The following is a 19,805-nucleotide window of genomic DNA, read 5'->3' on the forward strand; positions in this document are numbered from 1 at the left end:
ATGTCAACACCCATGAAAGTCGCCCTCTGGATCAGCGGCTCGCTGTTTCTTGTCGCCTGTGCTGCCTGGATCTACCAGTTGCGTGAAGGGTTGATCCTGACCAACCTGCAGAATTCCTACTCCTGGGGGCTCTACATCTCCGGTCTCGCCTTTTTCGTCGGCAACGCCGCCGGTGGCCTGGTGCTGACCTCGTCAATTTATCTCTTCGGCGTGAAAAAGCTCAAGCCGCTGGCCAAACTCGGGGCACTGACCGCCTTTGCCAATGTCACCGCGGCAATGCTCATCGTGCTGCCCGATATCGGTAAACCGTTTCGCCTCTACCAGATGCTGCTCCACCCCAACTTGATGTCACCGCTCATCTGGGATGTCGTCGTCCTCAACCTCTATGCCCTCGCCTCGGCGCTCTATCTCTATATCCTGCTGCTGCCCGATCTGACCGGCAGACTGGCGAGATTTGCCATCCCGGTCGACGACCCGCACGCCTTCTCGGAAAAATGGGCCAAGCGCATCGCCCCGCCGGCGCTGCTCTTCGCCATCGGTATCCACGTCGTCACCGCCTGGATCTTTTCCACCCAGGGCGGCCGCGACTGGTGGCATTCCCCGGCTATGGCCCCGGACTTCGTATCTGTGGCCATCGCCGTCGGCACCACCGTGGTGCTGCTGGCCGGCGTGCTCGCCTACGGCACCGGCGAGCGTTACCAGGACGCCTACCGGACGCTCGGGCTGGTGATCTTTATCGCCACCTGTATCCATCTGTTCCTGATGATGAATGATCTGGTCATCCATGCCTGGTACGGTGGTGCTGAAACCACGAGTATCATGGCCGTCGCCTGGGGTGATTTCGCCTGGGCCCATATCCTGGAAGTGGTCGCCCCGCTGCTCGGCGCCGTGCTCTTGCTTCGTGAAGGGGTCAGGCGCTCACTGGCCGCAGTGTCCCTGGCCTCGGCACTGATCATCGGCGGCGTCTTTATCCATCGCTTCCTGCTGATGCCGGCTGCCTATAATGTCGTCCCGATGTCCCTCTCACCGCTCGGCCTGCCGGGCCACCACTGGTCGCTGCCGATCGCCTCCGGCCGCTTCTTCCCCGACCTGAGCACGTTTGTCGAGCACTATTCCTACGCTCCGTCACTGGTGGAAATCGTCATCCTGCTCGGCATCGTAGCCTATGCCGTGTTTCTGGTACTGTTGGCGGTAAGCCGCCTGCCGATCCTGCAACGGGAGGGGACATGAACGAGACGACCGATCTGTCGGCCGACCTGCGCTGTCTGTCACTGCTCTTCAGCTACCCCGATGAGCAGTGGGCGGCGGCCCCGATACCGCACAGCAAGGGAAAGGCGCTGTTGCAGGAGATGCGTGACGCAACACGAGTCACCCTGCAAAACGAATATGTGCGCCTGTTCATCAACGCCCTGCCGACCCTGCCATGTCCACCATACGGCTCTGTCTTTCTTGAAGGAACTGTTATGGGGCGCTCAACGGTGGAACTGGCCCAACGCTATAGAGCGTACGGTTTACACTCTACGGAGATGGCCGACCATATTGGCGTTGAGTGCGAATTCCTCGCACTGCTCTCTTCCATGAGAGATCGCTCGGAAATCGCAGCCGATTGCGCATTCGTTACCGATCATCTGAACAGCTGGACGGCGCCTTTTTTCGATCTTGTCGAGCAGCACGACCGGCTCGGCCCATATCACCATTGCGCCGCCTTCGGACGACAGGTTTGTGCCGCGACATCTCGATCATTACTCAGCTGGTAGGGGCTCGGCGCGCCGGCTTAATCCGGCTGCTGACACTTACCCGATGCCTTGCAACTCTCCACGTAGTGCGCTGCGGCCAGTGCCGCGGTGCAGCCGTCGGCGGCGGCCAGCACTATCTGGTTGGCGTACTTCTGCCGCAAATCGCCCACGGCGAAGATACCGGGAATACTCGTCTCACATTTTTCGTCGGTAATCACGTACCCCGTGGTGTTCTTCTTGATGCCGGCCGGCACCAATTGGTTGTTCGGGGAAAAGCCGACAAAGATGAAGACCCCCTCGGTAGCCAGCTGCCGCTCTTCACCGGTCTTGGTATCCTTCAAGGAAACACCGGTCACTCCACCGGCATCACTATCGATTTCGCTGACCACGGCATTAAAGACAATTTCGATCCGCGGTTCGGCGAAGACACGCTGCTGCAGGATTCTGCTGCCACGGAACTCATCGCGTCGATGAATCAGGTACACCTTACTGGTGATCTTTGCCAGGTACAGGGCGTCTTCCAGCGCAGTATCACCGCCTCCAACAACGGCGACGACTTTGTTCCGGAAAAAGAAGCCGTCACAGGTCGCGCAATACGACACCCCTTTGCCGAAATTCTCATGTTCTCCGGGAACCTTAAGCTTCCGGGCGGTGCCACCGGCGGCCATGATGACCGCATGACCTCGCAGCACGGTTCCGTCGGCAAGACGGACTTCGTGATAATCCACGCCCGGTTCCGTTGCGGCAACTTCCTTTTCCCTGATTTCAAGATCATACGCTTTTGCATGTTCAAGAAACTTCTCACCCAGTTCGATACCGCCGATATGTTGAAATCCCGGATAGTTTTCCACTTCCTTGGTTATCGCCACCTGTCCACCGAACATGCCCCGTTCAATCAGCACCGTCTTCATAGCGGCACGCATCGCATATATGCCGGCAGTCAGGCCGGCAGGTCCTCCACCGATAATGATGACATCATAAAACTCGTTTTTCGACATAACCTCCTCCTTCATTGATAAGCATCCGGGCGGAGATACAGCATGCTGCAGCCGTCCGCGATTTTTCGCAACACCACACTTCTATAGCAGGACGATCACTTTTGCAATAACCGGTCCGAGCCGGAAACCAAAAAAAAGCGGGCGGATCTTCCGATCCGCCCGCCGCAGGAGACTGTCTACGAAGCCGAGAACCGCAGATCCTCGCCCCCGATAGAATCTTTGAGAAATTAGAACCGGAAACGAAGTCCGGCCCCAAAGCGACCGTACTCTTTCAAACCGTCAAGCTCGTCAACCGCCGAGCGAATCTCGACAAACAATGACGTGTTAAAGGCTTCCGGCTCCCCATAGATTCTGGCGCCAAGCCCGAGGATAACATCAAGCTGACTGTCTTCGGTTTCCAGATCACTGTCCCCGTCGGTCAGCCAACCACCCAGACCGAAGTTAACAAAGTATATCGAAGCAAAAGAGTATTCGCCCAGGACGTCAACCAAAATTGCCGTCTCGCCGTCCTCACCGTCGATCTGCGGAGCGACACCGACCATGCCGAGTACCGAAAAGTCTTCATTGATGCGATATTCCGCACCGACCCGGCCAAAGAGATAGGTTCCCGGATCAAACTGGCGATAAAAGCCAACATCGGCAAGCACCCGTACCCGATCAACTCCTTGAACTCCGGCAACACACTGGGCGGATGATGACTCCGCTCCGTCGTCGTCGATGACGGATACCCGCAGCGTATTGTCACCACAGGGCATGGGAATTTGAGCTACCAGCGCTCCGGTGGCAATCTCTTCGCGGGTGAGGATCGTACCTTCCGGATCGACCACGGTAATACTCATTGAGGTAATTGATCCGTCCGGATCCGCGGAACCGCCGGCATCGATGGTTATCGGTTCACCGCAAAACGCTTTTTGCGGTGTAACGGTCATCGCACAGGTCGGAGCCTGGTTCGGCGGAGGAGCTACCGCAACCGGCTTGGGACGCTCACTGAGCAAGGCGATATTGCCGCACGCCAGCGGGATCACAAACGTGGCGATGGTGTCTCCATGTTCGACATCGAAGGTGAACCCGGGAAAAGTATCCGTATTCCCCCAGGTAACATCCCGGGAAATCTTGACTGTTCCGACACCGTTTTTCTTGTAAAACATCCACGGCAGATAGGTACCGTGCGGGTACTCGACCCGTTCAATCGACACCGTCCGGATTTGGGTGATAAATGGCTCTGCCAGTTCGTCACGGCCAGCCAGGGAAAAACCTTTTCGAACTTCTGCCTGCTTACCGTCGACCATCGCCCGCAGTTCTTCGACACTGGTCAGCGGCGGCTTATGAAAAGGGCTTCGACCAAACTCGTTGATAACTGTTGCCGCCTGCGCCGAGCCAAGCACAGCCAGACAGAACAACATAATAACAAACAGCAGACTGAACCTTTTCAAGGGGACACCTCCTTTTGCGTGATATTTATTGAAATGGATACACGAAGAGTGCTCATCTGGGTAACCTGCCGTGTTGAAGGCCTCCCGAAACCGTCCCGTGACGCAAACGGCTCGTTCACCTGTCTCTGGGTAGATATAGGTTAACTGTAGCTCATTCTCCCGGTGCTTGCAACAAGACTCCGTCTTTAACAAAAGCACGGCGCTACGGCAACCGCTCCCTTTTCTCGTAATACCCCCCATAACGGGACGCCACAACGAATAATGAAAATCGGCAGCATGGCCGGAATGGCCGACCGGTCCTTCCTCCAACTGCTGCGCTACAGCCTGATTCTCTGGCCCTTCGGGAGTTCGCGATGCAGCCTCCGGCAGAACCGGCCGGCCCGGGGAAATGATTTTCATATAAAAAGCTGGTGAAACGCCAACGACACGGCCCAAAAGGGGTGTCGAGATGAAGACAAGACGTTATTGCATTGTCAGGCAACTACAACGTACCTCCTCCTGCTCATCGGTTGAACAATGCCTTCTCCCGACAAACGTCTTGCAGGTCCGTTTCCCAAAAAAAAGCGCCCGACAGGGCAAGCCTGCCGGACGCATACTGAATGCAGAGAAGGAACGCATTTTAGAAGCGCGGCCCTCCTCCGGTCCCGGGACCATGCATCATCTGGCCGCCCATGCCACGACCACCCTTACCCGGTCCTGGTCCGCGCATACCGGGACGACAATCCCCCATTCCCAAGCCGCCGCTCATCGGCCCGAGATACTGGGCAACGCCGGCTTCAACCGCCTTTTGCCGCACGGTGGTCTGCAAGTCAAACAATTCACCGGCCACTTGGCTTGCCGCCGCCGGGTCCGGATTGTCCCCGATCATCAAGGCGCGATGCTCGGCCCGTTTCATGACCAGAGCCTTGCGCAGGTCCTGATTGGCGGTAAAAAAGGCCTCCAGTTTTTCCTGTACAGCGGGATCGAGTTGGTTATATCCCGCTGCTCCCTGGAAATTCGGACAATATCCGCTGCGAGCTCCCCAACCGGCAAACGCCTGATTGATGCCGGCCAGCCCTAATCCGGTAATGAGTACGGCAATCGCTATCTTCTTTTTCATGATCTACTCCTTTCGATCTGGTTGATAATTCGACCGCTGTCGGCCTCTCTGTTGCCTCTTTATAAGCAACGGTCGTGCCAGATATTCAGCTATCGAGGCAACCCCTCGAAAAGATAAACTATGCATTCCTCGCCGGAACATCAAGCGGATCTCTCGCGACAAGCGACAGGGTAATAATTACCCGGTTTAGCGCTGGTACGGGTAGAAATTTCCCGGTCAGCTCGAAGCCATCTCATCGCGAGTTTCATCACGGTTGAGATCGCGATGAAAGACGGTCACCGCATGACCCAGGGAAAGAAGAAAACGGTGCAGTTCCTCGACGATTGCCACCGATCGGTGCCGACCTCCGGTGCAGCCCACCGCCAGACGTAAGGAGCGTTTACCACTGCTCTCCCCCGCCTCGACAAGAAATTGCAGTAGCGGTTTAAACAGGTGGAGAAACGTTTTCCCCCGGTCACTCGCCACCACGTAGTCAAAAACCGGGGACTGGAGGCCGGACAGCGGCCGCAATTCATCTTGCCAATAGGGATTCGGCAAGAAGCGCACATCCCAGACGATAGTGGCGTCAATGGGAACCCCATACTTGAAACCGAACGAATAAAGGATCAGGCGCATCCGGCTTCCCGCCTCTCCTGCCGCGGCCATCGGTTCCTTATTCATGGGTCCTCCCCATCGATCATCAAGATTCGCGGCTCGACCGGCTTCCTGCCCGCCGGCCGTCGGAATTTGACGGCCGGGTGGCCGCATGCGATCACCGCATGGATCCTCTCGTTCACCCCAAGCCGCAGCAGGCGGCCAATTGACCTGTCCCGCCGGGCCGCCTCGACGACAAAACCGATCAAGCACGTGCCGAGGCCGAACGACTCCGCGGCCAGCAGAATGTTCTGGCTGGCAAGCAGCGCATCTTCGGCCGGACAACTGGCAGCAGTATCACCGGTAACGATGATCGCCGCGGGCGCTCCGTGAAACAACCGGTCAACCCCCTCTTCCCGCCATTCTCTCAAGGCCTCTTCTATCGTCTGGTAATATCGGCGATAATAGCTGTCCAGCCCGCCACCGGCAAACAAGCGGCTGCCCACGCGATACCAGGGGTTGGCGGCCATTTTGTTGAGACGACAATAAAACTCGGCGGTCACCTGCCCAAGTCGGACGACGTCCGCACGGCGCGGCAAAATGATAAAACCCCACCCCTGACTGTTGGTTCCCGACGGAGCGGTCGTACCGATTTTTACCAGATCACCGAGCATGTCGATCGTGACCGGATCGGTGGTAAAACGACGACAGGAGCGACGCCACCGCATCAACGATACGAGTTCGGACGGGGCAACCGTCGCCCGGCCGTTTGCCGGTCCCCGTTCGTCAATGACGGTCAACGAGAGAGCGTTCACCAGTCCCGGAACGATAATTGCAACTTCCGGGCACAACGCCGCGCAATGACCGCAGAGCATGCAACACTCGCCGTCAATCTTCGGCCGTCCCAACGAATCGAAAGCAAGGATCCGGTCCGGACAGACGTCGATGCAGGCTCCGCAACCGGTGCAGCACGTGCGGTCGATGAGCGGTACATTACACCGATCCATGCGATCCTCGCTGCTGCCGAAGCAGCATGGCAATGATTAATTGCCTGGTCTTACTATAGATCAGTGAATCCACACTGGCGCGTGGCCCGGCGACATTGAGCACTTCAACGCGATGCTGCAGGCACCAGGCACGCAGCTGTTCTACTGCCTCTTCGGGAGTGACCGTGGCGCAATCGATATGCAGCCAGGGCTTGGCCAGCCGTTGGGCTATGGCCCGGGTGAGTGCCGACCCACCGAAGAGTTTCCCGTGAGAGAGAATCAGCGTGCCGTCACTGTCGACCACGTTTTTCTCGGTGCGCTCGGGATAATGCGGTGAGTCCAACTCCTCCAGGAGGTAGTGCTTCGGCAACGGACCGGCCTCGGTTTTCCTGCCGGCCGGAATCGCTCCGCCATGAGGAACGTCACAGGCCAAGGCACCATCCAATGCTCCCTGGTCGGCCCCGGTTTGCCCACCGGAGATAATTTTCCGAATCATACGTACCTATCCCTTGATTATCGGCCAAACCGGTCCGGCCATGAGTTCCCGGCGGAACGGCCGCCTCGTGCCCGCCCGCCACACCGATCCCTGATGCCGCGACCTCCTGCCTGAACTATCTGATCCGGATCGTCGACAGCTCGGGTTCATGAATGATCATTTCCTCTCATCAACCGACGTGTCCGGTCGCTGACCTCAAACCGACAATACACAGCAACGCACACAACTCGATCACGAGCAGCGCAAGGATGAACCAGCGCCAGCCGAACGGTACATATATCAGGCCGGGGACAAAGGAACCGACCGCCCCGCCGAAATAATAAAAAGACATATAGAGACCGTTGGCAACGGGTTTATGATCTTCGACCAGGCGGCTGACGTATCCCGAAAGGGTCGCATGAGCGGCGAACATACCGAGACAAAAGACAAACATCGCCACGAACATCACCAGATAATGACCGGCGAGAAACCCCACGGTGCCGAGCATGAACACCACCAGCCCCGTCACCACGGTGGTGATCTCGCCCTTGCAGAAACGCTGTATCCGGGCGTTGCCCAGAGCGACGAAGATTCCCATGCTGTTACCGAGATAGAGCAGGCCGACGGCTGTTTCACTGAGCTGTGGATTGATGCGCATCAATTCCAACGGAATCAGGTTGAGCAACGCGGCACCGGCAAAGAAGATGAAAAAAATTGCACCATACAGCCACAACAACGGGCCACGGTGCAGGAGCGCGGCAATTTCACGCAGATCAGGGCGGGCTACACTGAGCCGAATCCTTCGGTCAAGCGCACCGAGCAAGTGCCAGCACCAGAAGAAGAGCAAGGCCAGCAGAAAGAAAAAGAGCCGCCAGCCGAACAATTCGGTACAGATACCGGAAAGTATTCTCCCCAGGATGCCGCCGATAATCGTCATGCCGACATAGACCGCGACGGCCTGCTGCACCGCGTGTCGCGGCGTGGTGTAGGAGATATAACTCATCAGCGAGATCAGCACCGCCGGTAAAACAAGCCCCTGCAAGGCCCTGATGGAGAGCAACAACACATAGCCGTTGGCGAGACTGAACAACAATTCCAGGATTCCGAGGATCAGCAACGCCCCCCGTAGAATTCGACGGGCCGGAATCAGTTCGAGCAGATAACCGTAGAACAGCGGAGCACAGCCGAGCGGCAGCATCATCAAGGTGGTGAAGAGGAGGGCCTGAAGGCTGCTCAGGCCAAACTCCTGTTGAAATACCGGCTGTATAGGCTGGGCCGCATAGAGTGAACAGATGGTCACCACGGTGGTGATAGAAAGCTTGAACAGCAGCCGCTCCCGCCCGTTACGCTGATCACTATGCAGGCTCATACTCTCGTTCATCCGGTCGCTGTCCAGTTTTTGCCCGGCCCGTTACGCCTTTTTTCCCCGGAGGTAACCGATCGGGCCGCAGCGCAGCAGGCGGTGGAAGGGCCGTCCAGCCCTTCAGATCACAACACAAATGTTCTTTGTTCGTTGTGGCTTCCGCTATTGGCGATTATATATCACGAAACACCGATCAGCCGCCAGGACGGCCGGACAATGAACAGACGAATCGTACACCGCGAACATTGGGATAATCTGCTGGTTGAAGTCATCGACAACGGTGACACCCGCTCACTCGTCTTCGGCGGCGATGTCCTGCAATCGAGCATGTCGCTCTCCCGTCCCAATCGGCTGGTCCTCTCGTATACCCACTGCATGATGGCCTCGCTGCTGGTCAATGAAGATCCCGAGCGAGTGCTCGTCGTCGGGGTCGGCGCCGGTTCTCTGGTGCGTTTTCTGCACAGTTACCTGCCCTCCTGCCGAATCGAAGGCATCGACAATGCTCCCCATATCATCAAACTGGCCCGCGGTTACTTCTTCCTGCCGGAAAACGAGAGACTGACCATCCACAACCTCGATGGTTTCGACTATCTCCGGGAGTTGCCGACTCCGCGGGGGTACGACCTGATCCTGGTCGATGCCTTCGATGGAGCGGGCATGGCTCCTTCAATCTATCACCGCGCCTGTTTTGAGCTCTGCCGCCGTCACTTGCGACCGGACGGCATCCTCAGCATCAATCTGTGGAGCGGCGACGAGGCGAGAATGGCAGAGGTGCGCCATGATCTGACCGACTGTTTCGGCCCGCCGCTTAGCCTGCCGGTCCCGAATCGCGGCAATGTCATTTGTCTTGCCGGCCGGCAGACCGATCTTAATTTGCTGATGACACGCGGCCGAAGTGAGTTGGAACGGCTCGACGATCGTTTTGATATCGATTTTGGCAAAATTGCTGGAATCTGCCGCAGGCACAACCTGACCAGACGGCAGCGGTTCGCCCGATTGTTTTCCTGAGCCTCGAATTATCGTCGCCCGCAAATGATCTCGAGTTGATCCTGGAGATCGGCGATCTCGCGCTGCCAATAGCCGTAAGAGGCATACGATTCATCTACCCTGGTTTGGCCGTCCTCCAGGTATTGCCGTCCACACCAGCTCAAATAATGAACGAACCGCATGGCCCGCAGCGACTCGATCAACTGGATCGTCTGGTCGGCAAAAGGGCTGAACGATTCGTAGCCCTCGAGCAACAACGCCAGTTCCCGCTGCACCTGATCGAGCGGGCCGGGCAGCAGCATCCAAAGATCCTGGACTGCCGGCCCGACGACCATGTCGTCGAAATCGATGATGTAAAATGACTCGCCGGGACGATAAATGAGATTGGCCGCATGGCAATCACCGTGGATACGAAGCGACTCCACTCCATCGAAACGCGGCGCCATCTCCTCGATCAGTGCATCCACCACCCGGCGAAATGGTGTTACCAGATCTTCAGGCAGCAACCGGTTGCCAAGCAGGTAATCCGCCTGTTTCCGGGTTGAATACCGTGGATGCAGTCGTTCTCTGGCGTTTGCCGTCCGAGACCGGCCAACCTGGTGGAGCCGCCCGAGCAGGCGACCGATCTGCAACCAGTGTTCATCCTGGTATTCATCGACCAGCCGGCCGCCGCACCGGGGATAGACGGCAAACCGGATATCGCCGCAGCTGCCGAGATACTCTCCGTCACCAAACGGCAACGGGGCAATGACCGGCAGTTCGTGGGCGGCGCAGTCGAGCAGGAAACGTACTTCATCCTGCAACGCCGCCTCACTCCAGCGGTGCGGCCGATAAAATTTTGCTATAATGAAGACGCCGTCTTCATCCTGCAGTTCGAAGACCCGATTGATGTAACTGGCATGGGGTCGACAGACGTTGAGCAGGCGGCGGCCCAGAGCCTGCTCGACACAGGCGAGGACGGTATCGGGATCAAGACGGGAAAACGGGTAATCAGCCATAAGAGCGATCTGCATCCATAAGGAAGGTGGGTAAACGGATTCAATGACGACATCGATTCATGATACTTGCTTTGCCGGCAACCGGCCAGGACAAAGCCGCCCACCAGCCCCGGAGAACCACTCGGCGTGCCGGGGCTGGTGTCGGTCTTGCAGCCGGGAGCACAGCCTGCCGACGGGCCGGGCCCGGGAACAGGCCGGGGCCTTGTTCGACCGGCTGACGCGCACCGGCACCATCGCCGCACCCGGCTCCGCGGCAGCCGCAGACCCGCGGCTGGCAACGGCTTCGCTCTTCGGCAAGGCGCGCGGCAAGATGTTCGGCGTACTGGAATGTCTGGCCGCTGATGGCACCTGCCAGTGGCTGTTTGCCTTTTCCGGCCAATACAACGGGCAGTGGCTGGTTCCCGGCTGGGCGCCGCCACTGTTCGATCCGGCCGCTTACCAACGAATCAACGAACCGGGTGAACGACAAGTCAAGGCCCTCGGCAGCCAGCTGGCGGCCTTACCGGCGAGCGAGCCTGACTACCGGAAGGTGGCACAAGCGCGCCGGCGATTATCGCAAGAGCTGATGGTGGCGCTTCACGAGCTCTACCGCATCCCCAATTTTCGCGGCGAGGACACGTCACTGACCGGTGCCGTCGGCGACGCGGCCGGCAAACCGACCGGGATCGGCGACTGCTGCGCACCAAAGCTGCTTGGCCAGGCCGTCGCCCGGAAACTGGCGCCGATATCGCTGGCCGAATTCTACTTCGGTCGCAGTAATCGCTCGGGCTGCCGCCAACATGGTTGTTTCTATCCACCGTGCAGTGACAAATGCCTGCCGCTGCTCGGGTTCATGCTCTGCGGGGCAGAGGAGCGACGAAACGCCTATGGCGGTTGAACCGGATATCGTCTTTTGCGACGATCAGCTGGTGCTGATCGACAAACCGGCCGGTCTGCTGGCCGTGCCGGGACGCGGACCGGCCCGGCAGGACTGTGCCGTCGTGCGGGTTCGCCGCCGTGTCCCGGACCTGCCCAAGCAGCCGGCCGTCCATCGACTCGATATGGCGACCTCCGGGCTGATGTTGCTGGCCCGCACCACCGCCGCTCACCGGGAGCTGGCTCGCCAGTTCGAACATCGCCTGGTGATCAAACGCTATATCGCCGTACTGTGCAATGCACCGCCAGCACCGTCGGGCATCATCGAAATGGCCTTCCGGCTCGACCCCGAAGACAGACCCCGACAGATCTTCGACCCGGTCAACGGCAGGGTCGGTGTCACCTTATGGCAGACCCTCGGCGAGGAACCGCTCGGCACCCGGGTCGAGTTCACGCCGCTGACCGGCAGGACCCATCAACTCAGGGTCCATGCCGCCCACCCGCGCGGCCTGAACGCGCCGATCGTCGGCGATTCGCTCTACGGCAGCAGCCGCATGGAGCAACGACTGCTGCTCCATGCCAGCTATCTGCTGTTCTATCACCCGGCATCGAGCCGGCCGCTGGAGTTTCATCGGCCGCCACCGTTCTGATCGGCAGAGACGGCTTGCCCCGGATCGGCAGCTGCTTATCGTGTAGAAATGACCACTGAAACCACAAAGAAAGCGCCTTGCCTCAGCGATCGCCGCAGCCACCGATGAAACAAACAATCACCAGCGAAGCAATTCCGATCAAACTCTGGCTTGACGACTTGGCCGGCGAAGCCCTGAAGCAGGCCCGCAATCTGGCCAACCTGCCGTTCGCCGTTCACCATATCGCCGTCATGCCCGATGCCCATGTCGGCTACGGCATGCCCATCGGTGCTATTCTGGCCGCCGACGGCATAGTGGTGCCCAATGCAGTCGGTGTCGATATCGGCTGCGGTATGAGCGCCATAAAGACCTCGCTGTCCTCCATCGAAATCGAAAACCTGAAACAGGTACTGCAATCGATCAGAACTGCCGTACCGCTCGGCTTCAAGCACCATCGGCAGCCACAGCCCCTTGACACGATGCCGCCGCTTGAAGGATCGCTGACGATTGTCGAACAGGAGTATGAAGCCGCCCGCACCCAGATCGGCACGCTGGGCGGCGGCAATCATTTCATAGAAATCCAGCGGGGGCGGGACAGGGCGATCTGGTTCATGGTCCACTCCGGCAGCCGCAATATCGGCTTTCGGGTGGCCGGCCATTACAACAAACTGGCGGTCAGCCTGAGCAAACGGTGGCAATCGACGGTCCCGGCCTCCTGGCAGCTCGCCGGCTTGCCGCTCGATAGCAAAGAGGGTCAGAACTATTTCCGGGAAATGTCCTATTGCGTCGACTTTGCCCGCGCCAATCGCAGCGCTATCTGTCGACGGGTGCGGCAGGCCCTGCTCGACGAGGTCTCGGCCGCCATTACCTTCGCCGAGCCGGTCGATATCGCCCACAACTATGCCGCCATCGAACAGCATTTCGGCAAACGGGTCATCGTGCACCGCAAAGGGGCCACTCGGGCCACCACCGGGGAGAAAGGCATCATTCCCGGATCACAGGGGAGCAACAGCTATCTGGTTCGTGGCATGGGCAACCCGGAGAGTTTTACCTCATGCTCCCACGGCGCCGGACGGAAAATGGGCCGCAAGCAGGCCCAGAAGAATCTCGATCTGGACCACGAACGGCGCCGGCTCGAAGCACAGGGGATCGTTCACGCCATTCGCGGTCGCCGAGATCTGGAAGAGGCAGCCGGTGCCTATAAGGATATTGAGAGGGTGATCGCCAATCAGCAAGACCTGGTCGAGGTCATCGACATACTGACGCCGCTGGCGGTGATCAAGGGCTAGACACCGGAAGCATTACGGCGACAATCGCTCGACAATCCAGCTCTGATCCTGCTGCCGGCGGTAGAGAAAGCGGTCATGCAGCCGGTTTTCCCGCCCCTGCCAGAACTCGATTTCCGCCGGGACGACCCGATAACCGCCCCAGAAAGACGGCAGCGGAATTGTGCCCTCGCCGAGCTTTTTCTTCATTTCCGAAAACTTCTGCAGCAATGCCTGGCGGGAGCCCAAAGAGTGACTCTGGCTCGATACCCAGGCAGCGACCCGGCTGTCTCGCGGCCGGGTGAAGAAATAGCGCGTCGAATCGGCGACCGAGATCTTGGCCGCCGTCCCGTTGATCATGATCTGGCGGTCCAGTGCGTACCAGCAGAACAACAGAGAAACCCGATTGTTGGCGGCAATCTCCCGGGCCTTGCGACTGCCGTAATTGGTAAAAAAAACGAACCCGGATTCATCGAAATACTTGAGCAGCACGGTTCGTTGGCTCGGCTGCCCATCCCGGCTGACCGTGGCCAGGACCATGCCATTCGGATCGACGATATCGGTCTGCTGCGCCTGCTCGAACCAGACACTAAACTGGAGTACCGGGTCCGGATTCAAGTCGGCGCGGTTCAGGCCGCCCTTTAAAAACTCCCTGCGAAAATGTCCGATATCCACCCCGCTTTCCGACGCTCGCCGCGCAGCTACAGGAGCTGTTCGTCAACGACTTCGATGCCTTCGAGACGCCACGCTTCGGTGCCGACCTTTCGGGCCCACGTCCAGTGTTCGGCGAATTTGACCGGGTTGGTGCGACTGCCGTCGACCACTTCACCGCTCTGTTCGTCGATGGTATAATCGAGCAGCGTTGCGGTGAACAAGACGGTGATAAAATCTTCGCCGTCGCGCTGCCCTGCCGCACCGATCTCGACACCGCGCACCGCTACGTTGTCAAGTTTGTTGATTCGACCGGCAGCACGCATTTCATCGAAATGGCGCTCATATTCGGCCGCAAGCTGATCGCCGAGCAGGTGCCGGTAGGTCGACAGATCGCGGCCGGCCCAGCCGGCTTGGATCTGGAAAAAGACGTCGGACGCGACCTCGAGGAAATAGGTCTCGTCAAAACCGGGGTCCATGCGACGAATCTGGGCCAGGCCATCCCGGACCGGATCGACGGGCGGCGGTGGTGGTGGTGCTGTCGCCCCACCACCGATCTCGAAATCGGTGTTGACCCGTGATGAACCGCCCGAGGCCGGACCGGCCGTCGCCGGTCGAGCCGACTGTGACCTGGTGTAGGAACGGTAGAGAAAGAAAGCGGCCCCGGCCAGCAGCAGAATGGGCAGCAGGCCGATACCCTGCCCGCCCATGCCGAACAACGACCCAAAGAGGAAGGCCCCCATGGCACCACCGAGCAATCCACCGGCCAACCCGCGGCCCAAGCCGCCACTCCTGTTCGGAGCAGCCTGCTGCTGGGACGCTCCCGGCTGCTGTTTCTGACTCGGCGCCTTGTAGGCCGGGGTACTCGGCTTGAACATTCGCCCGCCCTTGAATGAACGAGCCTCAACGACATCGGGAAACGTAACACTCCCAATCAGGGGCGGTACAACGGCTAGGGTCAGGGCAATCACGATCATTCGCAGTGACATCATCTTATGGCAATCCTCTGAAGAATAATGCCGGGGTGACCGGCAGGGTTCTGCTGCGGAAACCCGAGTCCTGGATCAACTGCCGAACGACTCCGGCGGGTAATCGAGAGAAAGGCCCGCATCTAAGATTCAGGAGCAGAGTATGCGCACGATCACGACGAAGTCAACGAGCTGCCGCCTCTTCGTTGATCCCGGCATCCAGCACCAATCGGAATCAGGCACTATACCAGAAAAGGAGAAAAGAGCCAGTCTTCTGCCGGCAGGGACTACGATCCTTCCAACACCTGGCGTACTACCGTCGCCAGTCGGGTCATGCTGAGCGGTTTCATCAGGAACGCTTTGATACCCGCCTGGCGGGCTTCCGGACCATCAACAGCAGTAGAGTATCCGGTATAGAGTATGACCGGCAGGCGGGGCTGCAGGCCAAGCGCCCGCCTGGCCAGATCGATACCGGACAATGCCGGCATGGTCTGGTCGGTGATCAGCAAATGGTAATGCATGGGATGTTCCCGCAGCCGCTCCAAAGCCTTAACACTGCTGGTAAAGATATCGACCTGATAGCCGAGGCGCACGAGCATTTCCCGGGCCACTTCGGCCAGAGACGCCTCGTCGTCGACAAAGAGAATCCGTTCCGTACCCCGAGGCATACTGTCGGTGGTCAGCTGCTGTTCGCTGTCGGCTGCAATCGGGGCGGCCGGGAAATAGAGCCTGAACGAACTGCCGCGACCGGGCTCGCTTGATACCCTGATCGTCCCGCCACTCTGGATGACGATTCCATGGACAACGGCCAGCCCCAATCCGGTGCCCTCCCCCTTCTGTTTCGTCGTAAAATATGGATCGAAGATGCGCGGCAGTACGCCTGCAGGAATACCGACTCCGGAATCGCTGACACTGAGGCAGAAACAGTGATCGGTGTCGATCTCCACCAGGTCTGCGGGAAAATTGTCTTTGACGAGCTTCTCCAATGTCACCCTGATCAAGCCGCTGCCGCTCTCCATGGCTTGGGTGGCATTGGAACAGAGGTTCATCATCACCTGATGGATTCGGGTCGGATCGGTCTTTATCTTCCCCAGACCGGACGGCGCTCGGGAATCGATCTCGATGGTGGCCGGGATGACCGCCCTGAGCAGTTTGAGCGCTTCCTTGACGATCGGGCCGATATCAACTGCCTCTTCCCGGAACTCCTCGGTCCTGCTGAAGGAGAGGATTTGCTGGACCAGGTCGCGGGCACGGTTGCTGGCTTTTTTAATCTGTTCGAGATTGCTCCTGATGTTCGGGGCGAGCTTCCCGGTGTAGAGACTGAGATCGGTATAACCGATAATCGCCGATAAAATATTGTTGAAGTCGTGGGCAATGCCTCCGGCCAATGTGCCGATCGCCTCCATCTTCTGCGACTGCATCAGGGCTTCTTCGCTTCGTTTCAACGACACCTGCATCTGCGCGGTCTGCAGGACCTCACTGGCATAGGAAGCGAGGATCATCCCGATCTCCCGGTCCTGGATGACGAACGGCGGCTGATTCTTACTGTGCAGGGAAATGATGGCGATGGTATTTCCGGCGGCATCGACAATCGGGAAAAACAGGATCGAATTGTCGTTGTAGTGCGGCCAGCCGCTGCCCTGGCAGTCGACATCAGTTTCCAGGTCGGCAACGAAAAACGGCTCGGAACTGGACAGGGCCCGGGCAAACAGGCTGTTCTCTTTCAACGGAAATGGCAGAAACGGTTCGGCGTGACCGGGATCAAGGCTGTGCAGGTGCTCCAGTCCATTGCTGACCACCCGGTAAATACTGCCGCCCCGGGCATTCATGTGGCGGCCGAATTCTTCGAGGATAACTCGGCCGCTCTGTTTCAACTCGCCGCAGCCAAGCAGTCGTTTGGTGCTTTCGACGACCTCCTGCAATCGGGAATTCACCAGGCTCAGCTCGGTTGTCTTGCGCTTGACCTTCTCCTCCAGCCCTCGCTGGTAATCCCGGTTCTCCCGGATCAGCCGCGCCCGTTCAAGCACAGTTTTGATGGCATGCAGAACGATAGTGTTGTCGTCAATCGGCTTGAACAGATAGTCCCAGGCGCCGAGGCGAAGGGCCTCAACCACATCCTTGCTGTCCCCGCTTCCGGAGACGACGATGACCGGCAGTTCCCTGTTGCCCGAGGCAAGTTCGGATAAGACGGCAAACCCGTTCATCACCGGCATATTCAGATCGACCAGGAGCAGATCGACTTGTTGCCGTTGACAAACGTCCAGACCGGCGGCTCCATCCGGCGCCTCGACAACCCGATAATCGTTTTTCTCCAGGAACGTTCTGATAATTTTCCTGAATACCCGGTCATCGTCGATAACCACCACGAGCGGCTGCCTGTCTGCCGTCATCTGCGCTCCCCCAAGCCCCCGTTACCGTTTCCCGGTTCGCTCCGCGAAACAGTTTGGAAACAGGAGATTATTCACAGACTGCGACACGTTGCCGACACCGGCACTTGCACCAGTATATTTACTTCGGGATGGCAAAGTCAAATCTTTCGTCGCACGGAGTCGCCTGCCGGAAAATGCAACTCCGTTGCGAGACGAGAAAACAGAAAAATCAGACCTTGAAACGGGCGACAAGGTCGGCTGAGCTGACCGCCCGCTCATTGAGGTGCCCGGCATTGAGACTGACCTCCCGGGAGCTCTCACTCATGCGGGCCGCAGCCTGATTGACCTCGGCGATATCCCGGGCGATCTCCGCCGAAACCTGGGAGCTTTCGGCGACGTTGACGTTGATCTCCTGAATTCCACTGGATATCTGCGAAACGTTCTGCGAAATTTCTCCGGCGGTGGCGGATTGCTCTTCCACCGCGGTGGCAATGGTATTAACGATATCACTATTGTCACCGATAACTCTGCTGATCTTCTCGATCGCGGCAACGGTCGCCCCTGTGGTCTGCTGGATCCCGTTGATTTGCTCCTCGATCTGACCTGCCGCTTCGGCGGTCTGACGGGCCAGCTCCTTGATTTCGGCGGCAACGACGGCAAATCCCTTGCCCGCATCACCGGCCCGGGCCGCCTCTATGGTCGCGTTCAGGGCGAGCAGATCAACCTGGTCGGAGATATCGGTAATACTCGCCAGCACCGAGCTGATCTCGTGTGCGGCCGTGCCGAGCGCGTCCACCTGGGCGGTGGCCGTCGCCGCCTGCTGCTCGGCTTGTCCGGTAATGGCCCGAGCTTTTTCCGAGGTCTCGGCAATCTCGTTGATGGTTGACGTCATCTCCTCAACCGCCGCAGCCACCATATCGACGTTGGCTGCCGTGTTTTCCATCGAGCGCGCGACGGTACCCATGTTGGCCGACATTTCCTCAACAGCGGCGGCCACCGTTTCCGACTTCGTCGACGTACTGCCGGCAGCCGCGGCCATGGACGCGGAAATCTCCGAAAGTTGTCCGGCCGACCCCTTGATATCCTTGGCATCCCCGGCGATAGTGGCGATAATACCTTGCAGCTTTTCGACAAAGATGTTGAACCACCGTGCCATATCGGCCAACTCATCTTTGGTGGTGACCGCCAGACGCCGGGTCAGGTCTCCTTCTCCCTCGGCAATGTCTTTAAGCATCTCAGCGGCCCGCCGAATAGGTCGGGAAATCGAGGCGGCGACAAAGAACATGACGAGAGAAACGACGAGGATCATCGACATACTCACCGCAATGATCCTCGTCCGTTGTCGTTTGACGGCGTCGGCGACATCCTGTCGCTGGGCGGCCATGGCCTTGTCGATATCATCGATATAGATGCCGGTACCGACAATCCAGCCCCACTCGTCGAATAATTTCACGAAAGATTGCTTCGGAACCGGTTCCTGCTCGCCGGGCTTCGGCCAGCGATAGCGCACGAAACCTTCGCCTTCCCGCCGGGAAGCACTCACCATCTCGCGAAACAGGTAGGTGCCGTCGGGATCTCGGTGATCGTTCATGTTTTTTCCGTCAAGTGCCGGATTTATCGGGTGCATCACCATGTTTACGTCGGTATCGATAATAAAAAAATAGTCATCGTTATTGGCTCCGAAGCGGAGTTTGCCGATCTGCTCCTGGGCTTCCCTTTTAAATCGCTGCTCGGCCAGTTCCAGATAGACCCCGGTGCCGATTACCCAGTCCCATGGTTCAAACAACCTGACATAGCTCAACTTGGCTATCGGTTTCTCTTCCACCGGCTTCGGCCAGAGATACGAGACAAAGCCGTGGCCGTCCCGACGGCAGAGATCGGCCATCTCGACAAATAATTTCTTTCCCTGTGGGTCCTGATAATCAGTCAGATCCTGTCCGTCGAGGGCCGGATTGATCGGATGCATCACCATGGTCGGCTGCAGATTATTGATCCAGAGGTAATTCGAGCCCTGATAACGCATGTTTTTAACGATCTCCAGGGCACGATTCATCTGTTCTTCACGGCTGAGTGACTGATCCCCGGAGATCGCTTCGATAGCGGAATAGGCAAGGTTTACTACAGCCTGCAATTCCTTCTCATAGGCCGCAGCTACCTGCTCCGGATCGTGCGCGGCCCGATAGCGGTCGGCGAGGATTTCAAACGTGTTGCGCACCAGATCACGGAGTTTTTCATTTTTCTCTTTGGTCATTACCTCCTCAATCGTTTCCAGACTGCGCTCACCCTGGACCTGGAGCGATCTGACGCTGAGAAACATGGTCACCAGACCGAGAAGAATGAAAAATGGAATAGTCGTTGCCAGAATTTTCCCCCTGATCGACATGGAACCTCCACAGCCGCGGCAAATAACCCCGTTCAGC

The 19,805-nt window shown here is 58.4% G+C and carries 18 protein-coding genes; 6 read left to right on the plus strand and 12 right to left on the minus strand.

What is annotated here, in order from left to right; translation table 11 throughout:
- Together nrfD and BUC26_RS03485 are read left to right on the plus strand one after the other, a co-directional pair.
- The gene (gene nrfD, locus BUC26_RS03480; protein ID WP_084540423.1) at positions 1-1,230 is read left to right on the plus strand and encodes an NrfD/PsrC family molybdoenzyme membrane anchor subunit; all 1,230 of its coding nucleotides are present in this window, start codon (positions 1-3) and stop codon (positions 1,228-1,230) included.
- Complete coding sequence (locus BUC26_RS03485) at positions 1,227-1,757, plus strand: TorD/DmsD family molecular chaperone (protein WP_073373454.1); 531 nt, start codon at positions 1,227-1,229, stop codon at positions 1,755-1,757. Before nrfD ends, BUC26_RS03485 begins: the two co-directional genes overlap by 4 nt.
- A gap of 17 nt (positions 1,758-1,774) precedes the next feature.
- On the opposite strand, the gene trxB is transcribed toward BUC26_RS03485, so the two are convergent.
- From trxB to BUC26_RS03520, 7 genes are all read right to left on the minus strand, one after another.
- Complete coding sequence (gene trxB / locus BUC26_RS03490; RefSeq protein WP_073373455.1) at positions 1,775-2,734, minus strand: thioredoxin-disulfide reductase; 960 nt, start codon at positions 2,732-2,734, stop codon at positions 1,775-1,777.
- 227 nt (positions 2,735-2,961) lie between these two features.
- A complete protein-coding gene (locus BUC26_RS03495; RefSeq protein ID WP_073373456.1) occupies positions 2,962-4,167 on the minus strand; it encodes a hypothetical protein in 1,206 nt (401 codons plus the stop codon).
- A gap of 619 nt (positions 4,168-4,786) precedes the next feature.
- Positions 4,787-5,266 (minus strand): periplasmic heavy metal sensor, encoded by a 480-nt coding sequence (locus BUC26_RS03500; protein ID WP_073373457.1) that lies wholly within the window; start codon positions 5,264-5,266, stop codon positions 4,787-4,789.
- Between the two features lie 216 nt (positions 5,267-5,482).
- Positions 5,483-5,926, minus strand: coding sequence for a RapZ C-terminal domain-containing protein (locus tag BUC26_RS03505; RefSeq protein WP_073373458.1), 444 nt, complete (start codon positions 5,924-5,926; stop codon positions 5,483-5,485).
- Positions 5,923-6,846, minus strand: a complete 924-nt coding sequence (locus BUC26_RS03510; protein ID WP_073373459.1) for a nitroreductase family protein — start codon at positions 6,844-6,846, stop codon at positions 5,923-5,925. The genes BUC26_RS03505 and BUC26_RS03510 overlap by 4 nt, the downstream gene beginning before the upstream one ends.
- Positions 6,833-7,321 (minus strand): putative molybdenum carrier protein, encoded by a 489-nt coding sequence (locus BUC26_RS03515; protein ID WP_073373460.1) that lies wholly within the window; start codon positions 7,319-7,321, stop codon positions 6,833-6,835. The genes BUC26_RS03510 and BUC26_RS03515 overlap by 14 nt, the downstream gene beginning before the upstream one ends.
- A 169-nt stretch (positions 7,322-7,490) precedes the next feature.
- Positions 7,491-8,669, minus strand: coding sequence for an MFS transporter (locus BUC26_RS03520; protein WP_073373461.1), 1,179 nt, complete (start codon positions 8,667-8,669; stop codon positions 7,491-7,493).
- A gap of 210 nt (positions 8,670-8,879) precedes the next feature.
- Here BUC26_RS03520 and BUC26_RS03525 point away from each other — a divergent pair, with 210 nt between their 5' ends.
- The gene (locus tag BUC26_RS03525; RefSeq protein WP_161949796.1) at positions 8,880-9,671 is read left to right on the plus strand and encodes a spermine/spermidine synthase domain-containing protein; all 792 of its coding nucleotides are present in this window, start codon (positions 8,880-8,882) and stop codon (positions 9,669-9,671) included.
- Positions 9,672-9,679: 8 nt separating this feature from the next.
- Here BUC26_RS03525 and BUC26_RS03530 read toward each other — a convergent pair whose 3' ends face one another.
- The gene (locus BUC26_RS03530; RefSeq protein WP_244155776.1) at positions 9,680-10,648 is read right to left on the minus strand and encodes a serine/threonine protein kinase; all 969 of its coding nucleotides are present in this window, start codon (positions 10,646-10,648) and stop codon (positions 9,680-9,682) included.
- Positions 10,649-10,691: 43 nt separating this feature from the next.
- On the opposite strand from BUC26_RS03530, the gene BUC26_RS03535 reads away from it, so the two are divergent.
- The 3 genes from BUC26_RS03535 (at position 10,692) to BUC26_RS03545 (ending at position 13,421) form a co-directional block, all read left to right on the plus strand.
- Positions 10,692-11,525 (plus strand): hypothetical protein, encoded by an 834-nt coding sequence (locus tag BUC26_RS03535; protein ID WP_208609714.1) that lies wholly within the window; start codon positions 10,692-10,694, stop codon positions 11,523-11,525.
- Positions 11,515-12,153 (plus strand): RluA family pseudouridine synthase, encoded by a 639-nt coding sequence (locus BUC26_RS03540; RefSeq protein ID WP_073373464.1) that lies wholly within the window; start codon positions 11,515-11,517, stop codon positions 12,151-12,153. Before BUC26_RS03535 ends, BUC26_RS03540 begins: the two co-directional genes overlap by 11 nt.
- A 104-nt stretch (positions 12,154-12,257) precedes the next feature.
- Positions 12,258-13,421: an RtcB family protein gene (locus tag BUC26_RS03545; RefSeq protein WP_073373465.1), complete on the plus strand. Its 1,164-nt coding sequence runs from the start codon at positions 12,258-12,260 to the stop codon at positions 13,419-13,421.
- A 12-nt stretch (positions 13,422-13,433) separates the two neighbouring features.
- Here the strand turns inward: BUC26_RS03545 and pdxH are convergent, their stop codons facing one another.
- The 4 genes from pdxH to BUC26_RS03565 all read right to left on the minus strand — a co-directional run bounded on the left by pdxH (position 13,434) and on the right by BUC26_RS03565 (position 19,768).
- Positions 13,434-14,072: a pyridoxamine 5'-phosphate oxidase gene (gene pdxH, locus BUC26_RS03550; RefSeq protein WP_073373466.1), complete on the minus strand. Its 639-nt coding sequence runs from the start codon at positions 14,070-14,072 to the stop codon at positions 13,434-13,436.
- Positions 14,073-14,098: 26 nt separating this feature from the next.
- Positions 14,099-15,040 (minus strand): Tim44 domain-containing protein, encoded by a 942-nt coding sequence (locus tag BUC26_RS03555; protein ID WP_073373467.1) that lies wholly within the window; start codon positions 15,038-15,040, stop codon positions 14,099-14,101.
- A gap of 263 nt (positions 15,041-15,303) precedes the next feature.
- Positions 15,304-17,406 (minus strand): response regulator, encoded by a 2,103-nt coding sequence (locus BUC26_RS03560; protein WP_073373468.1) that lies wholly within the window; start codon positions 17,404-17,406, stop codon positions 15,304-15,306.
- 208 nt (positions 17,407-17,614) lie between these two features.
- Positions 17,615-19,768: a methyl-accepting chemotaxis protein gene (locus BUC26_RS03565; protein WP_073373469.1), complete on the minus strand. Its 2,154-nt coding sequence runs from the start codon at positions 19,766-19,768 to the stop codon at positions 17,615-17,617.
- Between the last annotated feature and the right edge of the window lie 37 nt (positions 19,769-19,805).

This window comes from Desulfofustis glycolicus DSM 9705, assembly GCF_900130015.1.
GTDB classification, from domain to species: domain Bacteria; phylum Desulfobacterota; class Desulfobulbia; order Desulfobulbales; family Desulfocapsaceae; genus Desulfofustis; species Desulfofustis glycolicus.

Bases quoted from the DNA above. Each gene is read 5' to 3' on its own strand.
- BUC26_RS03555 (WP_073373467.1), bottom strand. From the start codon at position 15,040: ATGATGTCACTGCGAATGATCGTGATTGCCCTGACCCTAGCCGTTGTA.
- BUC26_RS03505 (WP_073373458.1), bottom strand. From the start codon at position 5,926: ATGAATAAGGAACCGATGGCCGCGGCAGGAGAGGCGGGAAGCCGGATG.
- BUC26_RS03500 (WP_073373457.1), bottom strand. From the start codon at position 5,266: ATGAAAAAGAAGATAGCGATTGCCGTACTCATTACCGGATTAGGGCTG.
- nrfD (WP_084540423.1), top strand. From the start codon at position 1: ATGTCAACACCCATGAAAGTCGCCCTCTGGATCAGCGGCTCGCTGTTT.
- BUC26_RS03545 (WP_073373465.1), top strand. From the start codon at position 12,258: ATGAAACAAACAATCACCAGCGAAGCAATTCCGATCAAACTCTGGCTT.
- BUC26_RS03560 (WP_073373468.1), bottom strand. From the start codon at position 17,406: ATGACGGCAGACAGGCAGCCGCTCGTGGTGGTTATCGACGATGACCGG.
- BUC26_RS03485 (WP_073373454.1), top strand. From the start codon at position 1,227: ATGAACGAGACGACCGATCTGTCGGCCGACCTGCGCTGTCTGTCACTG.
- BUC26_RS03535 (WP_208609714.1), top strand. From the start codon at position 10,692: ATGACGACATCGATTCATGATACTTGCTTTGCCGGCAACCGGCCAGGA.
- BUC26_RS03520 (WP_073373461.1), bottom strand. From the start codon at position 8,669: ATGAGCCTGCATAGTGATCAGCGTAACGGGCGGGAGCGGCTGCTGTTC.
- BUC26_RS03540 (WP_073373464.1), top strand. From the start codon at position 11,515: ATGGCGGTTGAACCGGATATCGTCTTTTGCGACGATCAGCTGGTGCTG.
- BUC26_RS03565 (WP_073373469.1), bottom strand. From the start codon at position 19,768: ATGTCGATCAGGGGGAAAATTCTGGCAACGACTATTCCATTTTTCATT.
- trxB (WP_073373455.1), bottom strand. From the start codon at position 2,734: ATGTCGAAAAACGAGTTTTATGATGTCATCATTATCGGTGGAGGACCT.
- BUC26_RS03510 (WP_073373459.1), bottom strand. From the start codon at position 6,846: ATGGATCGGTGTAATGTACCGCTCATCGACCGCACGTGCTGCACCGGT.
- BUC26_RS03515 (WP_073373460.1), bottom strand. From the start codon at position 7,321: ATGATTCGGAAAATTATCTCCGGTGGGCAAACCGGGGCCGACCAGGGA.
- BUC26_RS03530 (WP_244155776.1), bottom strand. From the start codon at position 10,648: ATGGCTGATTACCCGTTTTCCCGTCTTGATCCCGATACCGTCCTCGCC.
- BUC26_RS03525 (WP_161949796.1), top strand. From the start codon at position 8,880: ATGAACAGACGAATCGTACACCGCGAACATTGGGATAATCTGCTGGTT.